Genomic DNA, 19316 nt, shown 5'->3' with positions numbered 1-19316 from the left:
TTTTCTTAGTTTCGAATAATGCAAAAGGAATCTACAGACAGACTCAAGCTTGCTGCAAAATTTGTCAATAATACAGCTGCCCCGATTTTTTTGACTGGAAAGGCGGGGACAGGGAAAACCACTTTTCTGAAAGAGCTTTCAAGGACCACATATAAGAAAATGGTCATAGTGGCACCTACTGGAATTGCCGCCCTTAATGCGGGAGGAATCACGATTCATTCTCAATTCCTTTTTCCTCTTGGTTTTTTTCTACCCGTCAATGAACCTGAGGGGACTTTTAGTGATAAGTACGGTTGCTTCACCCAATATACCTTAAACCGAAAGCATCCGATGAGTTCTTTGAAACGGAATGTTTTGAAGTCCATCGATTTACTTGTGATCGATGAAGTCAGTATGCTTCGGGCCGATATTCTGGATGCTATTGATTATAGATTGCGTTCAGCAAAACGTAACTATTCCACCCCTTTTGGAGGAGTACAAATTTTAATGATTGGCGATCTGTACCAGCTTCCTCCTATCGTTCGGGAAAATGAGTGGTCTGTCTTAAAAAACTTTTATTCAAGCATTCATTTTTTTGAAGCAAAAGTTCTAAAGGAATCAGGTTTGGTCTATCTCGAGCTGGATAAAATCTTCCGTCAGAAAGATGATGAGTTTATTCAGCTACTAAATAATCTCCGTGATAATAAGGTGACCAAAAAGGATATAGGCTTATTGAATAGTCATTACAAATCACCTGGCGAGGTAGGGAAAATGAGGGATTGTATCACCTTGACCACCCATAATTATAAGGCTGATCAGATCAATCGGGAAAGACTAGATGCCATCCTCAAACCATCCCACTATTATGAGGCGCATATTCAAGGAGATTTCCCTGAAAATCTATTTCCGGTCGCTGAATCTCTCGAATTACGTGAAGGGGCGCAGGTCATGTTTATCAAAAATGACTCTAGCGGTTCAGGTGATTACTTTAACGGAAAACTGGCACAAGTCGAGAAACTCAGGGAAGATGAAATCGAAGTGATTTTTGAAGGTTCGCATACACCTTATAGTCTTAAGAGAGAAGTATGGGAGAATAAAAAGTATGTAATTGATTCCCAAAGTAAGGAGTTGGAGGAGGAGGTAGTTGGGACATTTGCCCACTTTCCGATCAAGCTTGCATGGGCGGTTACAGTTCATAAGAGTCAGGGATTGACCTTTGACCGGGCGATTATAGATGTGGGAAGGGCATTTGCTCCTGGTCAGGTTTACGTTGCCTTAAGTAGGTTGAGGTCTCTCGAGGGATTAGTCCTTCTGAGCAAAATTGAAGATAACGTACTTTTCACGGATAGAGAGGTAAATCAATTCGTGTCCCAAGTCTCGGATGCTACGAAGCTTCCAGCATTATTGAAGCAAAGCGAAGAAAATTACCTTCATCATCTAGTGATAAATGGCTTTGACCTGGAAGGTCTGGAAAAAGACTTCAAAGCTTTTTTGAAGAAAAGTAAAAGCTCGATGGAGTTTGAGGATCCTGAGATGAGAGAGGCTGTTCCGTCAATTGCCAAAAAGCTTTCGGAGCAGGTTCAGATTGGAAAAAAATTTATTAATCAATTACGTTCACTTCTAGTAGAACAGAATATCCCCATGCTTCAGGAGCGACTAAAGAAGGGGAGTATCTACTTTAAAGAATTGCTTGAATCTGAATTACAGTCTCTGCTGATTCATGCTGCAGAAGTCAGTCGATTTACACGAACCAAAACTTACTTGAGGGAAATGGAAACGCTTGAGATTTCCCTACTCAAAAAACACAGTGATATAAGCAAGATCGCGGATGTGGTGGATTCTATTCTAAATGGGACAGAAAGCAAGAAGAACGAGGAACTTGATCGTGAGAGGTCAAGGATGCTTATGAGACTTAGAGATAAAGCAAAGTCACTTGCAGAGGAAAATCCAAAATTCACTTCGAATAAAACAGGAAGAAAAAAGGGCGGGAAGCCTAATTTGAAGAGAAAGGTGGGAGAGACTTATGAGTTGACTTTTGGACTGATCAAGGAAGGAAAAAGCATAGGAGACATAATCGTAACGAGAGGACTTGCTGAGTCCACTATCAAAAAGCACCTAGTGAAAGGGATTAAAGAAGGTAAGGTAGAACTGGAAGAGTGCCTACCCTTAGAAACTATTTCAGAAATCAACTCTGAGGTGGAGTCCGGGAAGGGGCCTCAAGAATTGAGAAGGCATTTTGAAGATAAATACGATTACGATACCATACGTATGGTGCTCGCTGGTAGAAGCTTTAATTGATGCATTTTGAACTAATTATTCTTGACCAAACTCCTGTTTCAAGCTTTTTAATTCTTCTTTCATTCTTTGAATTTGATTGAGACTTTCCGGATTTGAATAGATATTATTCATTTCCGTTGGATCAGATTCCAGGTCAAAGAATTCCCATTCATCTTCCTCGTAATAATGGATCAGTTTAAATCGTCCATCAAATGCACCTTCGTGTTTTTTTACACTATGAACTCCCGGATATTCGTAATAAGCATAGTAAAGAGAGCTCCTCCAATTCTCCGGCTGTTTGCCCTTCATAATTGGTATAAGACTCATTCCCTGCATACTTGAAGGTGCTTCAGCCCTCGCCATCTCCAAAAAAGTTTGTGCAAAGTCGAGATTGGAAACCAAGGCATCACTTTCAGAGCCTGCTTCAATTATTGATGGCCAACTCATAAGTAGGGGAGTCCGGAAGCTTTCCTCATACATAAACCGCTTATCAAACCATCCATGTTCACCAAGATAAAAGCCCTGATCCGAGGTGTACACTACCAAAGTATTTTCTCTCAACCCTTCAGCTTCCAGATAGTCAAGAACTGCTCCTACACTTTCATCCACTGCTCGAATCACCGCTAGATAATCCCTCATATATCTTTGATATTTCCAACTTATGAGTTCCGTGCCACTCAGCTTTGCTTCTTCAAATTGTTCCTTAATTGGGCCGTATACAGCATCCCATGCATCGCGTTGCTTCTCATTCATTCGGCCATAGGTCCTCTTGTAAGACCAGGAAGCAGAGTCCTCGTCGCTCCAAAGCTTCAAATCTGAACTCAGCCTCATGGTCTTATTTATGGTCATATCCTGTTCCTTGGCCGCTGAGGCCCTAGAAGAATAGTCATCAAAAAGATTATCTGGCTCTGGAAAGGTCACATCTTCATATAATTCAAGCTGCTTTGGGCCTTTTTCCCACTCACGATGAGGGGCTTTATGCTGCATCATTAGCATAAAGGGTTTGCCGGAATTTTTCTGCTCCGATAGCCATTTCAATGATTTTTCAGTAATTATTTCAGTCACATAACCTTCTTCCTTGATTGTGTCTCCTGGAATAATAAAATCAGGGTTGTAATAGTGGCCCTGACCGGGCAAAACTTCCCAATGATCAAAGCCCGTTGGCTCAGATTTAAGGTGCCATTTCCCGATCAATGCAGTCTGATAATCTGCTTCCTGAAGTAATTTAGGGAAGGTGATTTGGGAACCATCAAAGACATCACCATTAGTTCTCAGACCATTGGCGTGAGAATGTAAACCAGTGAGAACTGTCGCTCGAGAAGGAGCACAAATAGAATTGGTGACGTAGGCCTTGTTAAATTTCATCCCCGTTTCCGCCAGACGGTCGATATTCGGGGTAGGAGCTAGTTCTGCCAGCCTACCTTCATATGCTGAAATAGCCTGAAAAGCATGATCATCAACGAAGATGAAAAGGATATTGGGTCTCTGTAGGACTTCTTCTACAGGAGCCTTTGAACAAGAGAAAATGAATAGAAAAAAAATTATATAAATAGGTGCTCTCATTAGGGTTGGAATTTGATTTAGGACCATGTCTGAAACTTTATTTATAGGATTGTGTCAGAATGGAAAGTGCAGTCCTTATTCCATCTCTGTAATTCCCAAGGCGGATATTTTCATTTGGACTGTGCTGGTTGTTATCAGCATTCACGGTTGGAACTGTGACAGCAGGAATATCTAAGGCATCCACAAAAGGCGAAATTGGTACTGAGCCTCCTGAAGTTCTTATTTGCACTGGTGCTTTCCCAAAAGCTCTTTCCATCATACCCCTGAGCCAAGCTCCGGCTTCAGAATCAATAGGTGTTCTAAAGGCCTGATATGCGATATTTTTCTCTAGTTTGATGACCTTTTCAAACTTCATTCTTTCTTCTTTTATAGGGTCATGGTCTAAGATGGTGAAGCCCTGGTTTTGGATATGATCCTCGATCAATTTAAATAAGCGATTGGGATCAGATTCTTTGACCAAACGAACATCAATTTCAGCCACAGCAGTGGATGGGACAATCGTCCTTGATTCTTTCCCTACCCAAGCTGAATTCATCCCCCTGATATTTAAAGAAGGGTATTGGATGCTTTCCTGATAATAGCTGCCCACATCATCAATTCTGGAAATCTGAAGTCGATCACGGATTCCATCTTCATCATCCGGCACAGCAGCAAGTACGGCTCTTTCTTCATCTGATATTTCAATCCCATCATAAAAACCCGGGATGCTTACTCGCCCATTTTCGTTTTTCATAGAGGCCAAAAGCTGAGCGAGCATAAATGCAGGATTTGGAGCATAGTTTCCAAAGTGCCCGCTATGCTGAGGAACCACCGGCCCGTATGTGGTTAAGGTCATAGTAGAAATTCCCCGAGCCCCAAAAGTTAAAGTGGGCTCATTGCTAATATGCCTTGGACCATCCATGATAATCATCATATCAGCCATTAGCTTATCCCTATGAGTCTTAACCGCCTCCGGCAAAAGAGGTGACCCTTGTTCTTCTTCGAAATCAAGGATGATTTTAACATTAAAATCCGGGCTCAAATTATTTTCTGATAAGGCGTCCCATGCAGTGAGAAACATAGCTATCGGTCCCTTATCATCCGAGGAAGACCTGGCGAAAATTCGCCAATCAGGATCATATTCAGTGTTGGCTCTTTCCATTTGAATTTCTGTCCATTCACCGCTGCTGGTCTTTTCCTTTAAAACTGGGATGAATGGATCTTCTTGATTCCACTTGCTTTTTTCCACGGCTTGACCGTCTACATGGAAATAAAAAAGAATAGTCTTTTCTCCATTTTCTGCTTTTCTCTCAGCAAGCAAAAGTGGTAAACCTCCAGTTTCAAGTTCGGTTAAAGAGAAGCCCCTGCCTCCAAATTGATCCTTACACCAAATCAAGTTTTCGGTTATTTGCTCTTTATATGCTGCATCATTTGGGATGCTTACTATTTCTCTGAGAAGATCAAGGCCATGCTGCCAGTGATCGCTTGTCATAGCTTCTAGATCGGATTTAGAAAGACTTTGAGCCATTATCACCTGAGAGATCAAGAAAAGGGGTAGGTAGAGAAGTTTTTTCATGAGAATGAATGGATGAATAAGGGATCGAAAATATAAGGAAAATGCTCCCAAAGACAATTCTGTCCAAATACTGTTATTTAAAAACCAAGAATTTATTTAAAAAAATCGGGATAGAGTATTTGAATAATTAGGCTATTGAATTAATTTACAATGAGTTAAACTTTTTGAAAATGGGATTAGGAAGAGAAGAAACAGTAATGATTGATGGGGCTGATTTTGGAGCAAAAAGAAATATGTTTCTTTCATGCTATGAGGAGCTTTCTGCCATGGCGAGCCGGAAGATTAAATCCGAATACCAGGCATTGACCTTAGATACCTCGGCTTTGGTGCATGAGGCCTACATGAAAATGGACCAGCAGAAAAAGGAGCTTACGGATAAAAATCATTTTTTAGCCATCGCAGCCATCGTAATGAGACGATATTTGGTGGATTATGCCCGTCAGAAAAACCGACAAAAAAGGGGAGGAGATCAAATCCAGCTCACCTATGGTCAGGTGGATCATGCCATTAATACCACACCAGAGGAGATCATTCATTTGAACGATGCACTTACCAGATTGAAGGGTTTGAATAATCGCCACTGTAGGGTGGTCGAGTATCATTTTTTTGGAGGTTACAAGCACCATGAAATAGCCAACATGCTTGGGGTATCTATTGATACTATCCGGCGGGACTGGAGATTGGCAAAAGCATGGCTTAGTAACGAATTGAGCCAAGCCTAAGATGAGTAAGGACATAAGCTTTGAAAGGGTCGAAGAGCTTTTTCATTTGTTGACCGAAAAATCAGCAGGGGAAAGAGAAGAATTACTAAGTGAAATCCATGATACTGATCCTAAAGTTTATGATTCCCTGGTTTCTCTACTAAAGGCAGATCAAAATTCAAATTCCATATTCGGTCAAAGTCCAATGGATTTAATCGAAGAATGGAGTCATGATCCTGACCTTATCGGGGAAAGAATCGGAGCTTTCGAGTTGAAAGAAATTATTGGCCAAGGGGCCATGGGTTCGGTCTTTCGCGCTGAACGTGCAGACGGTCAATTCGATCAAACCGTTGCAATTAAGCTTTTGAAATCTCAAATGCTTAACTCCAAGCATCGGGAATTTTTTGAGCGAGAAAGACAGATTTTAGCAAAGCTCAATCACCCGGGAATTGCAAGGCTATACGATGGCGGATTCACTGAAGAAGGAAGACCTTTTTTTACCATGGAATGGGTGGAAGGCCAAAGCCTTACAGATTATTCTAATTCTCATAGTCTATCCGTTACTGAACGGTTGAAGCTTTTCCTAAAAGTTTGTTTAGCAGTTCAATTTGCTCATCAATCTCTGGTAGCTCATTTAGACTTGAAGCCTCAAAATATTCTGATTGACCCTAGTGGGAATCCTAAATTATTGGATTTTGGGGTGTCAAAACTTGTTGAGGAGACAGAATTGAAAGATGGGAGCTTTACGCTTCCTTACGCCTCTCCCGAGCAGATCAAAAAGGAGGAGCCCAATACAACCTCAGATGTCTATTCGCTTGGAATTATTTTACAGGAACTTCTTTCTAGGAAGCACCCATTTGAAGGGTTGTTTAAGGACAGAGACCAGCTTAAAGCAGCTATTATTTCGGGCAAAAAGTCCTTTTTAGATTTATCATGGCAAAAAGAAAATATTCATTTTCGAGCGGATTTAGAAGCCATTTGTCAGGCTGCTACTGCCATTGAAATAGATAAGCGGTATTCATCAGTTGATGAGCTCATTCGTGATTTACAGGATTACCTCCGCGACTTCCCAGTTTCAGCCAGAGTTAGAGATTGGAGGTATGTTGGTCAGAAATATTTCCGAAGGAACAGTAAGGTGCTCACCTCAATTGGTGTGGCGGCTTTGGTATTGATTTCGATGGGGTTTTATTACACATTCGAAATTAGAGAGCAGAGAAATATCGCTCAGGAGGAGGCAGATCGGGCACAGAAAATCACGGAGTTAATGACTGACGTTTTTATGGCTGCCGATCCGAATGTGGGTGGAGCTGATACGATTACTGCTGTTAACCTGCTTAATTCTGGGGTGGAGGATATCCGAAAGAATCTCAAGGATAACCCTAAGCTCTATGCAGATATGCTTGCGAGAATGGTCCCTATATTTTATAATCTTGGGAGCTATGAAAAAGGACAAAGCCTCGCAGCCGAGGCCTATCAGATCAATCTTGATGAAGAGGTTGAAGCAGAAGAGATATATAATAGTTTGGTGCAGGTTGCTCAAGGATATTATTATGTAGGTCAGATAGACACCTCAGCGGTCCTCTCCAAAAAGGCTGTTGAAAATTTCCTGCAAATTGAAGAAGTAGACCCTTATTATTTGGCAAATAGCCTAGCTCAGTATGGAAACGCCGTGTATGAACTTGGAGATTACGAGCTTGCTGATTCTTTATACAAAAGAGCTTATGATGTTTATACTGAGTTCACGGAGGTTCCAAATAAGGATTTGGCCTTTGTAACCCATATGGTGGGTGCCAGTGCTCGGGGTTTGGGGGATTTAGAAACTGCCGAGAAAATGCTTTTGGAAGCTTTAGCTATGAAAGAAGAACTTTTTGATGCCCCTCATCTGGAAATTGCCTATACATATAATTATCTGGGAAGTTTATTTCTGGACAAAAGAGATTATGAATCGGCTACCCGGTATATCGAGAATTCGCTTGAGCAAAGGCGATCTATTTTAGGTGATTATCATGTGGAAACCCTTGCCAGCATGTCAAACTTGGGAAGGTCGTACAATAGATTGGACAGATCCGAAGATGCTGTGCTTCTTTATAAAACTTGTCTCGAAGTAGTAGATTCTTTGCTAGGAAAGAGCCATTATTATTATGCTGGGATTCTTGGAAACCTCGGAAACTCAGAGATGCTTGCTGGTGACTATAAGTCTGCCAGAATTCACTTTGAAGAAAGCCAGGAACTATACAGGGAGCTATTACCGGAAGATCACAGGCTACAAGCCAATCCCTATCTGGCTTTGGCAAAGCTTGCAGTAAAAGAAAATAACCTTCAGGAGGCCAGACAATTATTTGAAAAAGGTGTTCAAATAAGACAAGAGGCTCTTCCAGAAGGTCATTTTTTAATAGCCCAAAGCCAACAAGCACTCGGTGAATGCTTGATGAACCTTGGGGATTATTCTACCGCCATAGAATATTTGGAACTGGCAAAGGAGTCATTTGCGAAAAGTGTTGAATTTGAAAATGATTTGTTGGCGGTATATGAATCTTTAATTACAGCCTATCTTGAAATCCAGGATCAAGAAAAAGCTGAATTATACCAAAGAGAAATAACAGCTAGGGGTTGAGGTAACTAACCCCTAGCTTTTGATTTAACACCCTACCGTGTTTAAATAGATTTGGGTTTTGAGGGTGTTCATAGTGGTTTCCAGACATACCCTGGTCGGTCGACTATAAGTTCCATCCCCCAAGAACTTCCATTTCAATCCGTCCTTGTATTCTACTGTAAGCCGGATATCATAGGCTCCTGCAGGGACAGTTTTGGTTTTTTTCGTGTTGGTTTTAATGTCCCCACTACCTAAGCTTCGGTTATATGTGATTCCATCTGTTTGAGTCTTGTAATTCACCGTGAAGCGAACAGTTACTCCTAGGAATCCATTTTTATTGTTTAAACTGATATCTCTGGCTGGGTACTTATTTTCCTCACAGGTTCTCACTTCGTACTCAGTAGTGTAACCCAGTTTAGCAGTGGTATTATCCTTCATATAATGAAGTTTGTATGAAATGGGTACCCCAGGGTTATTCCTTGAGTATACAGCATTTTCCCCTGTGATGATGTAGCTAAGATCTGCAAAGTTTTTGGCAGTCACTGCCTCCGAAGCGACCGCAGCATTTCCACCAATGGTGACCACAGTAATACTAGATTTATTCAAGATGGACTTATACTTCGCCTCAACGCTTCCTGAGACTTGCTTAAGACCAGTCATATAGTTCATAGCACCTTCTAACTCTGCATCTGTGGCAGATTCTGTGGTAGTCATTCGAAACATGATAATTCGTCCATAACTAACAGACTGAACATATGCTGGGGGAGTATCTGCTTTAAATGCCTGCTCTACCTCGGTAAGGCTGGCATCAGGTCCGAAAAACTCACCTGGGTTACTAGGCGGGTCCATACTCACAGAATAGAAAACCTGCTTGAAAGACATCATCGCCACTCGCTCCGTGTTGGTGGACTGAAAATTGAATTGGGACTCTACATCCCCTCCAGCCCAGTCCACATTTAAACCTAGGTCCATACTTACCTGGCGAGAGCTATAGGAAGTCTTAGCAACATAACTGGAATTAGCCGCGTTGACGTATCCCTCTTGATAGGCATTTGCATTCCACCATTCCAGAGATTCATCTATTGATGTTTGAACACTTGAATTAGAAGGATTTTCGACATTCAGTGTTCCATTTTCTCCCATTCCGGGTAAATCCACTCTAAGTTTCATAGGTGCACGACTGATTCCAGATGGCGTTGGAAGGCCTCTGAGCGTTGCTTCATCGGCAATTACAACTGCACCAGGGTAGATTATCCCATTGGTGGGTCGAAGGATCGCCACGTCCTCAAAGTTGTTTTTGAGGTCATATTTGGTTGTATTACAAACCAGGTTACCACCTGGTATCGATGAACCCGATTCGCGGGTTCCCATATCTATTCTTTGAGAACTTCCACTTATTTGTTGGACGTTTAAAATACTCGCATTATCTGCTTGCAGGTTTTGAACATACTCCGTGATGCTCTGAGCATCAGGGGAGATTTTAATGGGTTCATCACTTCCTCCTAAGTCACAGGAGCTAATTACGAATACTAAAAAGGCTAAGGAAAAAACTGCCTTAAGGTTGTTTTGAAATAATGCTTTCATGGCGTATAGAAAATTTGGTTATATCTCTATAGGCGACAAAAGCCCTCTAAAGTGGTAACGTAATTCTAATGTTTTTTTAAAAAAAATAAAAAAATGGCCTCAGAACTATTTGAGGCCATTTTTAGATTTTATTTTCTTTTAAAAATATCAAAGCGGAGGATCTTTTCATTAATCTTCGAAAAATCTCTACAAGAAGGCAGTGAATTATTCCATTCGTTCAGAAATAAAGATTGAATTGACCAATCTATCTTCTCTTAACCAATGGATAATTTAATCCATTCACCACATTTTTGACCACGGAAAAATCCTTAAGACTACGAAAGAGCTCTGTAAGGTTTCTAAACCCATAGGACCGGGGGTCAAAGCTGGGGTCAATTTTTCTTAGTGCCGCACCAATTTTTGATACGTGCACTTCTTCATCTTCATCACTTGCGATGTCGTAAGCTTTTTTAATCAGATTCAAATCCAAAACATCACTTTCTCCATTATCAGTAATGGAAGCTTCTTTTCCTTCAGCCTTAGATTTTTTTGGTTGTGGCTTTTCTCCACTCCCACTGGAAAGATTTTCAGCGTAAGTGAAGATTTCACAGGATTTTATAAATGCTTTGGGAGTAATCCTTCGACCAATACCCATGACAAACCTCCCTTCTTCCCGAATTCTCTTGGCTAGACCAGTATAGTCGCTATCACTTGATACGATGCAGAATCCCTCGATACTTTTTCCATGGAGAATATCCATGGCATCAATGATCATGGAGCTGTCCGTTGAGTTTTTTCCTGTCGTGTAAGAGAACTTTTGAATAGGGCTAAAAGAATGCTGGTTGATGGTTTCTTTCCAGCTATTCATTTGGGGAGTTGTCCAATCCCCATAAATCCTCCTGATGGTAGCCTTTCCGTATTTGGATACCTCTGCAAGTACTTCTTTGATGAGCTTTGCCTGGGCATTATCTCCATCTATTAACACTGCAATGTGAAATCGCTTTTCGTCCATAATTGTTTGTAAGTGAAATTATGATAAGGTTTCCCTGAAAAAGGAAATTGTCCTCTCCCAAGAAAGTTTTGCAGCGGCCTCATCATATCTCGCTGTAGTATTGTTGTGAAAGCCATGATTGGTATCAGGGTAAAAATAGGCTTTATAATCTACCCCATTGGCCTTTAAAGCTTTTTCGTAGTCTGGCCAACCTGCATTTACTCGTTCATCCAGCCCGGCGTATTGCAAGCGTAGAGGAGCTTTTATGTTTGCTGTTTCCTCTGCACTGGGCTGTCCACCATAATAGGGGACTGCTGCTGCAAGGTCTGGTAGTCTCACTGCCATCATGTTGGATATCCAGCCTCCAAAACAGAACCCAACTACTCCAACTTTCCCAGTGCAATCAGGATGATTTTTCAAATAGTCAAATGCTGCGATAAAGTCCTCGAGCATTTCGTTTCTGTCCCTCTGTCTCTGCATAGTCCTTCCCTCATCGTCATTTCCAGGATAGCCTCCCAAAGGAGTTAAAGCATCTGGTGCCACAGTAATAAATCCGTCTACTGCAGCTTGTCTTCCAGTATCCTCGATATATGGATTCAGGCCACGGTTTTCATGAACCACGACGATTCCTGGTTTTTTTCCGGTTCCTTTGGGCTTGGACAACAAAGCTTTTATTTTCCCACCACCCTTTGGAGAGTTATACATGATGTAATCAGATTCAATTCTTTCATCATCCGGAGCTACTGTCTGGGTAGTAACATAGTCAGGCATCATCGCTGACATAAGAGCAGCCACAGTGACACCACCTACAGCATATGCAGATAATTTCTCAACGAATGATCTACGGTCCAACTTATTATGTGCATAAGCATCATAAAGGTCAAAAACTTCTTGGTTGATTTCTTCTTTTTTGAGTGGTTTCATGATTGTAGTGTTTTCTAAAAGTTAATCAAAAATCGAATGGTTTAATCAGATTCTGGGATGTATGGAGGAATAATTTGTCCATTGGAGATATAAATGGAAATACTTTTTCTGATCTTATTATTTTTATTAATCAATTGAAAATCATCGATTAAATTGCTCTCAATGATATTTTTGTATATTACCCCATTCCTAATTCCTAGATATGTTAATGGAAGAAGTTAAACCGAAGAAAGGTCAAAAGAAAACTGCCCGGGAGAGGCAGACATTCTATAGAGTTGCATTCAATAACAACGCTCAGCTTCTTAAAATCGCAGATAATAAGGCCAATATAATCATAAGTATTAATGCCTTAGTGATATCGTCCATGGTTGCCTTGGTAGGCTATGGATCTCTGAATAATGAGGTGGATATTACTAATCTGATGACTTTTATCCCCATGATGCTTTTCCTTTTGATGAGCCTTTCTTCCACTATTATTGCTGTGCAGGCAGCAAAACCAAAAATTTTGGCAAAGAACAAAGTAAATGCGGAGGTGAAAAGATCGGTAATCTTTTTTGGTTCGGTATCGACCTTTACGAAGGATGAATATCTGGACGAAATTAACAATACCTTGACTTCTAGAAAGGACATCCAGGATCAGATGTCCACTACCCTTTATTATCAAAGCATGGTGCTTAATCAAAAATACAAGCTCCTAAGAAGAGCCTATCAGGTTTTTAGTATGGGACTAATTATAGGAGTAGGAGCCTTTTTACTTCAGCTTCTCTACTAACTCTAGCGGATATTGATGGTGTAAATTCTTTTTTGTTTTGGACTTGCCTCCATTGATTTTTTAAACTCGAGAATCACAGTTTCGCTACCTGTACCCATTGCCTCAAAATTCCACATTTCAATTCCGGCCTCATCTCCAGTACGTGTTTGACTTACTTCTTGGAGAAAACCGACAGAGTCTACCAGGCTTACATCGGGCTTATTTACCCAAAACCATTTTTTTCCAGAAGTGGGCTTAGAAGGTAATTCAATATAGAATTGCTCGCCTGACTTGGTCTCAATCGTTTCTCTCCTCGGATTCTGAGGTCCACAGGAAACGAGTAGAAAAATAAATAGAGCCACTGAAACTCTAATTTCCGTACTAAAAACTTCTAAGACCTTTGCATATTTCATTATTCTGGGTTTAAAAAAATTAGATAATAGAATTTAGCTTTATTCTTTCAAAAACACTAACGATACCAGTTTTATGAATATTCCAGAAATTATGGAATAAATGCCTGATCGTCCCGGGCTGATTTTTTTTTATTAGATCCTTAATATGTGTATTTAATCAGGACTCTTTTGCTGATTTTTTGATCATCAGGATTGATCATCATTTCAGGAGAATCAGAGGCTGCCGCAGCCATCATCATTCTTGGTCCACCTGCAGACTGGCCTACAATCTGTACTTTGTGAACAGTAAGGCTTCTTAACCCAAGAGCCGTCGCAATTAATCGGCTTCTTTCCTGTGCGTCCTGAAGTGCTTCTGTCAAAAGGGCGTTATCAATGGATTTTCTGGTATTTTCAGAAATCTGAAAATGTAGGTTAAAACTCATGTCCCCTGCATCCTGAATAGATTCCACGATCCCTTGAAGGTCTTCGTTTTTGCTGTTCGTGATTATTCTCAAAGTCTGTCGAGCCACGTATCCACTATCTCTTGATTCGCCTTTTCTATAAACTCGGTTTAAATCCACAGAGAAATTATCAGCCACAAGCTTATAATCTTTGATTTTGTTCCTTTTAAGCTCTTTTGCCAGGTTCTCAGTTTTTTGTTTTAAAACATCTACAGCATCATTCACCCTCATAGATTTTTCTTCTAGAGTTATTGTGAAAATTGCTTCATCTGGTGCTATGGCCCGATCGCTATAACCCTGCACCTCGATAATTGGGATGGAGGCTTCTTCCTGAGCCAAAGCCATCGAAACAAAGAACAAAAATAGAATGGAGGTCAGTATTGATTTCATATTGATTTGGGTTTAAACATTAATTTATCAAAACTGAAGCCAACTTGAATGCTCTGTTGTTAAGTTCTGTGAATTCCTTTTCTACTAGGACTGTAAATCCAGAATATCTCGAATTGAGTTTATCTCCGCCATTTCCTTTTTCATTTCATCTGATTCGTTTTCTGAGATCTTTGAACGGAATTTTTGGAGGTTTTCTATGTAACCATCCAAGGCTTCGAGAATATTCATTCTATTTTCAGAAAAAATTGGTGCCCACATGGCTGGACTTGATTTAGCCAGACGTACTGTGGAGGCAAAGCCCGACCCAGCCATATCAAAAATATTTTTATCGTCTTCCATTTTTTGAAGTACTGTTTTACCAAGCATGAAAGAAGAAATGTGAGACAAATGTGAAACGAAAGCGAGCTGCTTATCATGCTCTTCGGGTTCCATGAACCTCAGCTTTAAATTTAATGCATCAAAAAGCTCATAAGCCTTTTCTTTCAAATGAAGATCAGTTTTTTCCATTTCACAGAGAATCATCACCTTTCGGTTCAAAAGTTCCGGAAAAGCAGCTCTTGGCCCAGAGTACTCAGTTCCTGCGATAGGGTGCCCGGCCAGATATTGTTTTCTTTTAGGGTGGGCTGACAAAGCTGAACAGATACTCCCCTTGGTTGAACCTAAATCAATTACCAAAGTTCCATCTCCTGCCTTATCTAGCATGGTACTTACCAGATCTGTCAAGGTGTCTGCGGGAGTCGCAAGGATCACTAAATCGGTATCCTTTTCAGGAAACTCTTGTGTTTTGTCAATCATCCCAAGAATATGAGCATCCTGAAGGTTTTGCTCATTGATGTCCCAGCCGGAAATTTCTAATTCATGGAATTTCTGTTTTGCCGCCAAGGCAAATGAACCACCCAATAATCCCAGTCCTGTGATATGTATTTTTTTCATTTTAACTTTTGTTTTTTATCCTATCGATCGCTTGTTCGAAACTACTTTCAGGAACGCAAAGTGAAATCCGTATAAATGACTCTCCCTCGCTGCCAAAAATACTTCCCGGTGTTAGGAATATATTTTTCTGATCCAAAACGCGATCAGTAAACTCTTCTGATTTTTCATCTCCCGAAATTTTTGCCCAGAGGAAAAGACCCGATTGTTCTGGGTTAAAAGACAAATTCAGAGTTGATGCCAGCTCCATAGCTAGCTTTTTCCTTTTGGAGTAAATATGGTTCAGATTTTCAAACCAGCTCTCGTCCGATTGCAGGGCTTCAATAGCACCCCTTTGAAGGCCGTAAAACATTCCCGAGTCCATGTTACTCTTTACCTTTAAGATCGAGTCAATTTTTTCTTCTGCTCCAGAAACCATTCCGACTCTCCATCCGGCAATGTTGAACGATTTGCTCAGTGAATTCAGCTCCAAGCATTTCTCGGGTGCACCTTTGATCTGCATTAGGCTTAATGGTTTTTCTGTTAAGATATGAGCATATGGGTTGTCGTTCACCAATAAAATTTCATTCCTTTTGGCGAAATCAAATAGATTTTGGTAAAGCTTCTTACTGGGAGATTGGCCAGTGGGCATATGAGGAAAATTTATCCACATGAGTTTTACTTTTTCTACTCCTTCCTTTTCAATTTGCCTTAAATCCGGACCATTTTCTTTCATGCTGTAATGCCTTAGTTTGGCTTGGGCCAGCTTTGCGGTGGCAGCATAAGTAGGGTAGCCCGGATTTGGGAGGAGTACTTCATCCCCAGGATTTAAAAAAGCCATACTGATATGCATGATCCCTTCCTTAGAACCATTTAAAGGTAGAATTTCTGAGCCGGGATCAAGGGCGACCCCAAAGAACTTTTGATAGTAGGCAGACATAGCCTTCCTCAACTCAGGGATTCCCCGATAGCTTTGATAACCGTGTGCCGATGGGAGGTTTGAAGCTTGGTTCAGGGCATCAACCACCGACTGCGGTGGTGGCAGATCCGGGCTTCCGATTCCGAAATTTATCACATCATTACCGGCTGAAATCATCTCATTGATTTCTTTCAATTTCTTAGAAAAGTAATATTCTTTGGCACCTGCTATCCGATCTGAAAAACCTTTCATTTCATTCCTTTTTCATAGGTTCCAATAATTTTTACCTCCCCAAGAGTCTCGGAAATCTCAGTCATGCACTTTTTGAAATTTGAAATACTTTCAAAAAGAATATCAATGAAAAATGCATATTCCCAGGGTTTTTCTATCACCGGCACTGACTGAATTTTGCTCAAGTCAAGATTGAATTCATGAATTTTGGTCAGGAGTTTTGCCAAAGATCCTGGCTGATTCTTAATCGTAATTTTTAGGGAAGCTTTCGAATGGCTTTCCTCAATCAGATTCTCTTCCTTACTGAGAAAAATAAATCGAGTGAAGTTATTTTTGACAGTTTGAATATCCTCTGCCAAAACCTTCAGCCCATAAATATCCGCAGCGATTTTACTGCCTATGGCAGCAATTCCTTGAATGTTATTTTCAGAAATTTCCTTCGCAACGGTAGCTGTATCCCTTGCTGCTTTGGGTTTTAGGTTATGAAACTGGGATAGAAATTTTTTGCATTGGAGTAGAGCCATCGGGTGAGACTGAACTTCCCTTAAATTTTCTATTTTTTGCTCAGGCAAAGCCATCAATTGATGAGCGATGGGAAGATAATACTCCCCACAGACCGAAAGCCCTTGGCTATCGATGAGGTCATAATTTGGAAAAATAGCTCCAGCTATAGAATTTTCTATGGCCATAATTCCTTCATCTGCGATACCCAAAACTACTTTTTGAGCCACCTCCTCAAAAGAATCCAGATATAGGATTTCTACCTTTTCTCCAAAGTTTTCAAGGGCCACTTGATGATGAAATGAACCCGGGATTCCTTGAATCGCAATAACTTTGCTAGACTTCATGTGAAGTGATCTTTGTTTTAATGCCGATGGATTCACAATGCTTCCAGAAGCTCGGATAAGATTTATTCACTACTTCTAAGTCTCTGATCTCCACATCGGTCTTCGAGAGTAAAGGCATAAAAGCCATGGCCATTCTGTGATCATCATAGGTCTCAATGGTGACTCGGTGGGGCATCGAAAATGACGGGATCAGTTCAAAAACTTCATTTTCTTTTTCAATGAGTTTTGCCCCGAACTTCCCCAGCTCCTGCTGCAAGGCATAGATTCTATCTGTCTCCTTAATTCTAAGGCTCTCTAATCCAGTGAATTTTGGATTTTGGCCTAAAATCGCACATGTCACTGCCACGGTTTGAGCTAAATCTGGGCAATGGGTGAAATCCCACTCTTGAAGTCCTGAGACCTCTTGTTTTGTGAGTAAAACACCCTCTTTTTTGAATTCACTTTTGATTCCAAGGGAATCCATGATTTCCACAATCTTAGAATCTCCTTGAAGGCTATTTTCTTTCAGCCCTTCTAAAAAGAAAGACCCCTCTTTGGCACAAGCAAGAAGGCTAAACCAGTAGCTGGCTCCTGACCAATCACTTTCTACTGCAAATGCCGTGGCCTTATATTCTTGAGGTTTTATACTTATTGTTCGGTCTATCCATTTGTACTTGATCCCGAAATTTGACATTAATTCAAGGGTCATTTCGATGTAGGTTCTGGAGCCTATTTTTCCTTCCAGCTCGAGTTCAAGTCCGTTTGGCAGAGTAGGAGCTACCATGAGGATAGCAGATATGTATTGAGATGAAACATCGCCTCGCATTACAATTTTATCTGTTTTTTGCTCAGGGAAGCCATTGACTGCTAGTGGCGGATATCCCTCCTCAGTTAAGTAATGCACACTCGCTCCTAGTTCTTTTAGTGCCTCGACAAGAATCCCGATAGGTCTTTGGCACATTCTGTCCGTTCCTGTCAACACCTTCCGCTTTCCAGCAATTGCTGAATATGCTGTAAGAAATCTCATGGTGGTTCCAGCGTCTAAAACATCGAAAACTGGACCATCTTCTCTCAGAAGACGGATCATTGTTTGGGTGTCCCTAGCCTCGGCGAGATTGGTAAGTTTGTTCTCACCCTTCGTCAATGCATCAATGATCAGCGCCCTGTTGGATTCGCTTTTGGAGGCGGGAAGGGAGATCTTATGAAAAGTAAATTTTTCCTTTTGAAGAAGTAGAATATCAGACATTTCAGGAGGCTAGATTTCTGTAAAACTGAATGGATTGAACTATTTGAGATCTGGTCACCGGGATATTGTATGCACAGTCTCCGATGGAGTTTAGCAAGGAAAAAAGAAGGCTGTTTCCTTCATTCTTTTTGTCCTGTAGGCACAAATCTACGATGGATTCAATATCCTCTTCAGGAATATCATTTTTGCCGAAAACGGTCAAAAAAGCCCCTGTTATTTTCTCAAGTTCTTCTTCGGACATTCCATTGATCACATTTGATAAATGAGCTTCGCAAATCATCCCAATTGCAATGGCCTCTCCGTGCAGTAAGTGATTAGATCCATCCAAATAAAAGCTCTCCAAAGCATGGCCGATGGTATGTCCAAAATTTAAAATTTTTCTTTGGCCTGTTTCTTTTGGATCATTAACCACTACCAGCTGTTTGATCTCTACGGATTTTCGAATAATTTCTGGCCAGTTGGAATGCTTCCAGTTTGTAAGATCCAAGGAATCAAAATAGTCACTATTCGATATCAGGCCATGTTTCATGATCTCAGCAAAGCCAGACCTTAACTCTGATTTTGGAAGAGTTTCTAAAAATTCAGGGGAGACTATCACCGCCTCCGGTTCATTAAAAACCCCCAGATGATTCTTTAATCCTTGAAAATCGATCCCTAACTTTCCACCGACACTTGCATCCACTTGAGACAAAAGAGTGGTGGGAATATTAATAAATCGAATTCCCCTTTTGTAAATAGATGCACAAAATCCACCCATATCCGTGATCACCCCTCCGCCTAAATTGATCACAAGTGCTTTTCTGTCCAATTTGGCCTTTGTCATCATATCCCAAATCAATTCACACGTTTTGAGATTCTTGTTTCCTTCGCCGGGAGTTGCCACGAAGACATTTTCATCCGGAATTTCTAGGTTTCCAACTTTAGGTAGGCAATGGGTATGGGTGTTTTCATCACAGATTAGTAAAATCTGAGATGGGTTAATTTCCCGGGTAATCTCCTGAATTTCCGGAGTCAGGTTTTTTGAGAAAAGTATTTTGTTCAATT

16 protein-coding genes are annotated in these 19316 nt (G+C 40.8%); 4 read left to right on the top strand and 12 right to left on the bottom strand.

The window, feature by feature from the left end; all coding sequences use genetic code 11:
- The first annotated feature begins 18 nt into the window (after positions 1–18).
- On the top strand, positions 19–2277 hold the full coding sequence (locus tag QVH07_RS00970) for a helix-turn-helix domain-containing protein (protein ID WP_289998250.1): 2259 nt from the start codon (positions 19–21) through the stop codon (positions 2275–2277).
- 15 nt (positions 2278–2292) lie between these two features.
- Here QVH07_RS00970 and QVH07_RS00965 read toward each other — a convergent pair whose 3' ends face one another.
- Both QVH07_RS00965 and QVH07_RS00960 read right to left on the bottom strand, forming a co-directional pair.
- On the bottom strand, positions 2293–3819 hold the full coding sequence (locus tag QVH07_RS00965; RefSeq protein ID WP_289998249.1) for a sulfatase family protein: 1527 nt from the start codon (positions 3817–3819) through the stop codon (positions 2293–2295).
- A gap of 37 nt (positions 3820–3856) precedes the next feature.
- On the bottom strand, positions 3857–5374 hold the full coding sequence (locus tag QVH07_RS00960) for a M20/M25/M40 family metallo-hydrolase (RefSeq protein WP_289998248.1): 1518 nt from the start codon (positions 5372–5374) through the stop codon (positions 3857–3859).
- A 170-nt stretch (positions 5375–5544) separates the two neighbouring features.
- Between QVH07_RS00960 and QVH07_RS00955 the strand changes: the two genes are divergently transcribed.
- Positions 5545–6096 carry an ECF-type sigma factor gene (locus QVH07_RS00955; protein ID WP_289998246.1) on the top strand — a complete coding sequence of 184 codons (552 nt, stop codon included), beginning with the start codon at positions 5545–5547 and terminating at the stop codon, positions 6094–6096.
- Position 6097: 1 nt separating this feature from the next.
- On the top strand, positions 6098–8689 hold the full coding sequence (locus QVH07_RS00950) for a serine/threonine-protein kinase (RefSeq protein ID WP_289998245.1): 2592 nt from the start codon (positions 6098–6100) through the stop codon (positions 8687–8689).
- 24 nt (positions 8690–8713) lie between these two features.
- Here QVH07_RS00950 and QVH07_RS00945 read toward each other — a convergent pair whose 3' ends face one another.
- The 3 genes from QVH07_RS00945 to QVH07_RS00935 form a co-directional block, all read right to left on the bottom strand.
- Positions 8714–10252 carry a thiol-activated cytolysin family protein gene (locus tag QVH07_RS00945; RefSeq protein ID WP_289998243.1) on the bottom strand — a complete coding sequence of 513 codons (1539 nt, stop codon included), beginning with the start codon at positions 10250–10252 and terminating at the stop codon, positions 8714–8716.
- Positions 10253–10496: 244 nt separating this feature from the next.
- Positions 10497–11243 carry an NYN domain-containing protein gene (locus QVH07_RS00940; RefSeq protein ID WP_289998242.1) on the bottom strand — a complete coding sequence of 249 codons (747 nt, stop codon included), beginning with the start codon at positions 11241–11243 and terminating at the stop codon, positions 10497–10499.
- 18 nt (positions 11244–11261) lie between these two features.
- Positions 11262–12146, bottom strand: a complete 885-nt coding sequence (locus tag QVH07_RS00935; protein WP_289998240.1) for a dienelactone hydrolase family protein — start codon at positions 12144–12146, stop codon at positions 11262–11264.
- 208 nt (positions 12147–12354) lie between these two features.
- Here QVH07_RS00935 and QVH07_RS00930 point away from each other — a divergent pair, with 208 nt between their 5' ends.
- The gene (locus QVH07_RS00930) at positions 12355–12918 is read left to right on the top strand and encodes a Pycsar system effector family protein (protein ID WP_289998238.1); all 564 of its coding nucleotides are present in this window, start codon (positions 12355–12357) and stop codon (positions 12916–12918) included.
- Positions 12919–12920: 2 nt separating this feature from the next.
- Here the strand turns inward: QVH07_RS00930 and QVH07_RS00925 are convergent, their stop codons facing one another.
- From QVH07_RS00925 to aroB, 7 genes are all read right to left on the bottom strand, one after another.
- Positions 12921–13310: a protease inhibitor I42 family protein gene (locus QVH07_RS00925; protein ID WP_289998237.1), complete on the bottom strand. Its 390-nt coding sequence runs from the start codon at positions 13308–13310 to the stop codon at positions 12921–12923.
- Between the two features lie 140 nt (positions 13311–13450).
- A complete protein-coding gene (locus QVH07_RS00920; protein ID WP_289998236.1) occupies positions 13451–14140 on the bottom strand; it encodes an SIMPL domain-containing protein in 690 nt (229 codons plus the stop codon).
- A gap of 84 nt (positions 14141–14224) precedes the next feature.
- The gene (locus tag QVH07_RS00915) at positions 14225–15073 is read right to left on the bottom strand and encodes a prephenate dehydrogenase (RefSeq protein WP_289998235.1); all 849 of its coding nucleotides are present in this window, start codon (positions 15071–15073) and stop codon (positions 14225–14227) included.
- A 1-nt stretch (position 15074) separates the two neighbouring features.
- The gene (locus QVH07_RS00910) at positions 15075–16220 is read right to left on the bottom strand and encodes a pyridoxal phosphate-dependent aminotransferase (protein ID WP_289998234.1); all 1146 of its coding nucleotides are present in this window, start codon (positions 16218–16220) and stop codon (positions 15075–15077) included.
- Positions 16217–17047: a prephenate dehydratase gene (locus QVH07_RS00905; protein ID WP_289998233.1), complete on the bottom strand. Its 831-nt coding sequence runs from the start codon at positions 17045–17047 to the stop codon at positions 16217–16219. Before QVH07_RS00905 ends, QVH07_RS00910 begins: the two co-directional genes overlap by 4 nt.
- The gene (locus QVH07_RS00900) at positions 17037–18272 is read right to left on the bottom strand and encodes a 3-phosphoshikimate 1-carboxyvinyltransferase (RefSeq protein WP_289998232.1); all 1236 of its coding nucleotides are present in this window, start codon (positions 18270–18272) and stop codon (positions 17037–17039) included. Before QVH07_RS00900 ends, QVH07_RS00905 begins: the two co-directional genes overlap by 11 nt.
- 1 nt (position 18273) lies before the next feature.
- Positions 18274–19314 (bottom strand): 3-dehydroquinate synthase, encoded by a 1041-nt coding sequence (gene aroB / locus QVH07_RS00895; protein ID WP_289998231.1) that lies wholly within the window; start codon positions 19312–19314, stop codon positions 18274–18276.
- Between the last annotated feature and the right edge of the window lie 2 nt (positions 19315–19316).

This window comes from Algoriphagus sediminis (assembly GCF_030403435.1).
In the GTDB taxonomy this organism is placed as follows: Bacteria; Bacteroidota; Bacteroidia; order Cytophagales; family Cyclobacteriaceae; genus Algoriphagus; species Algoriphagus sediminis.
This window is presented reverse-complemented; position numbering and strand designations above follow the sequence as displayed.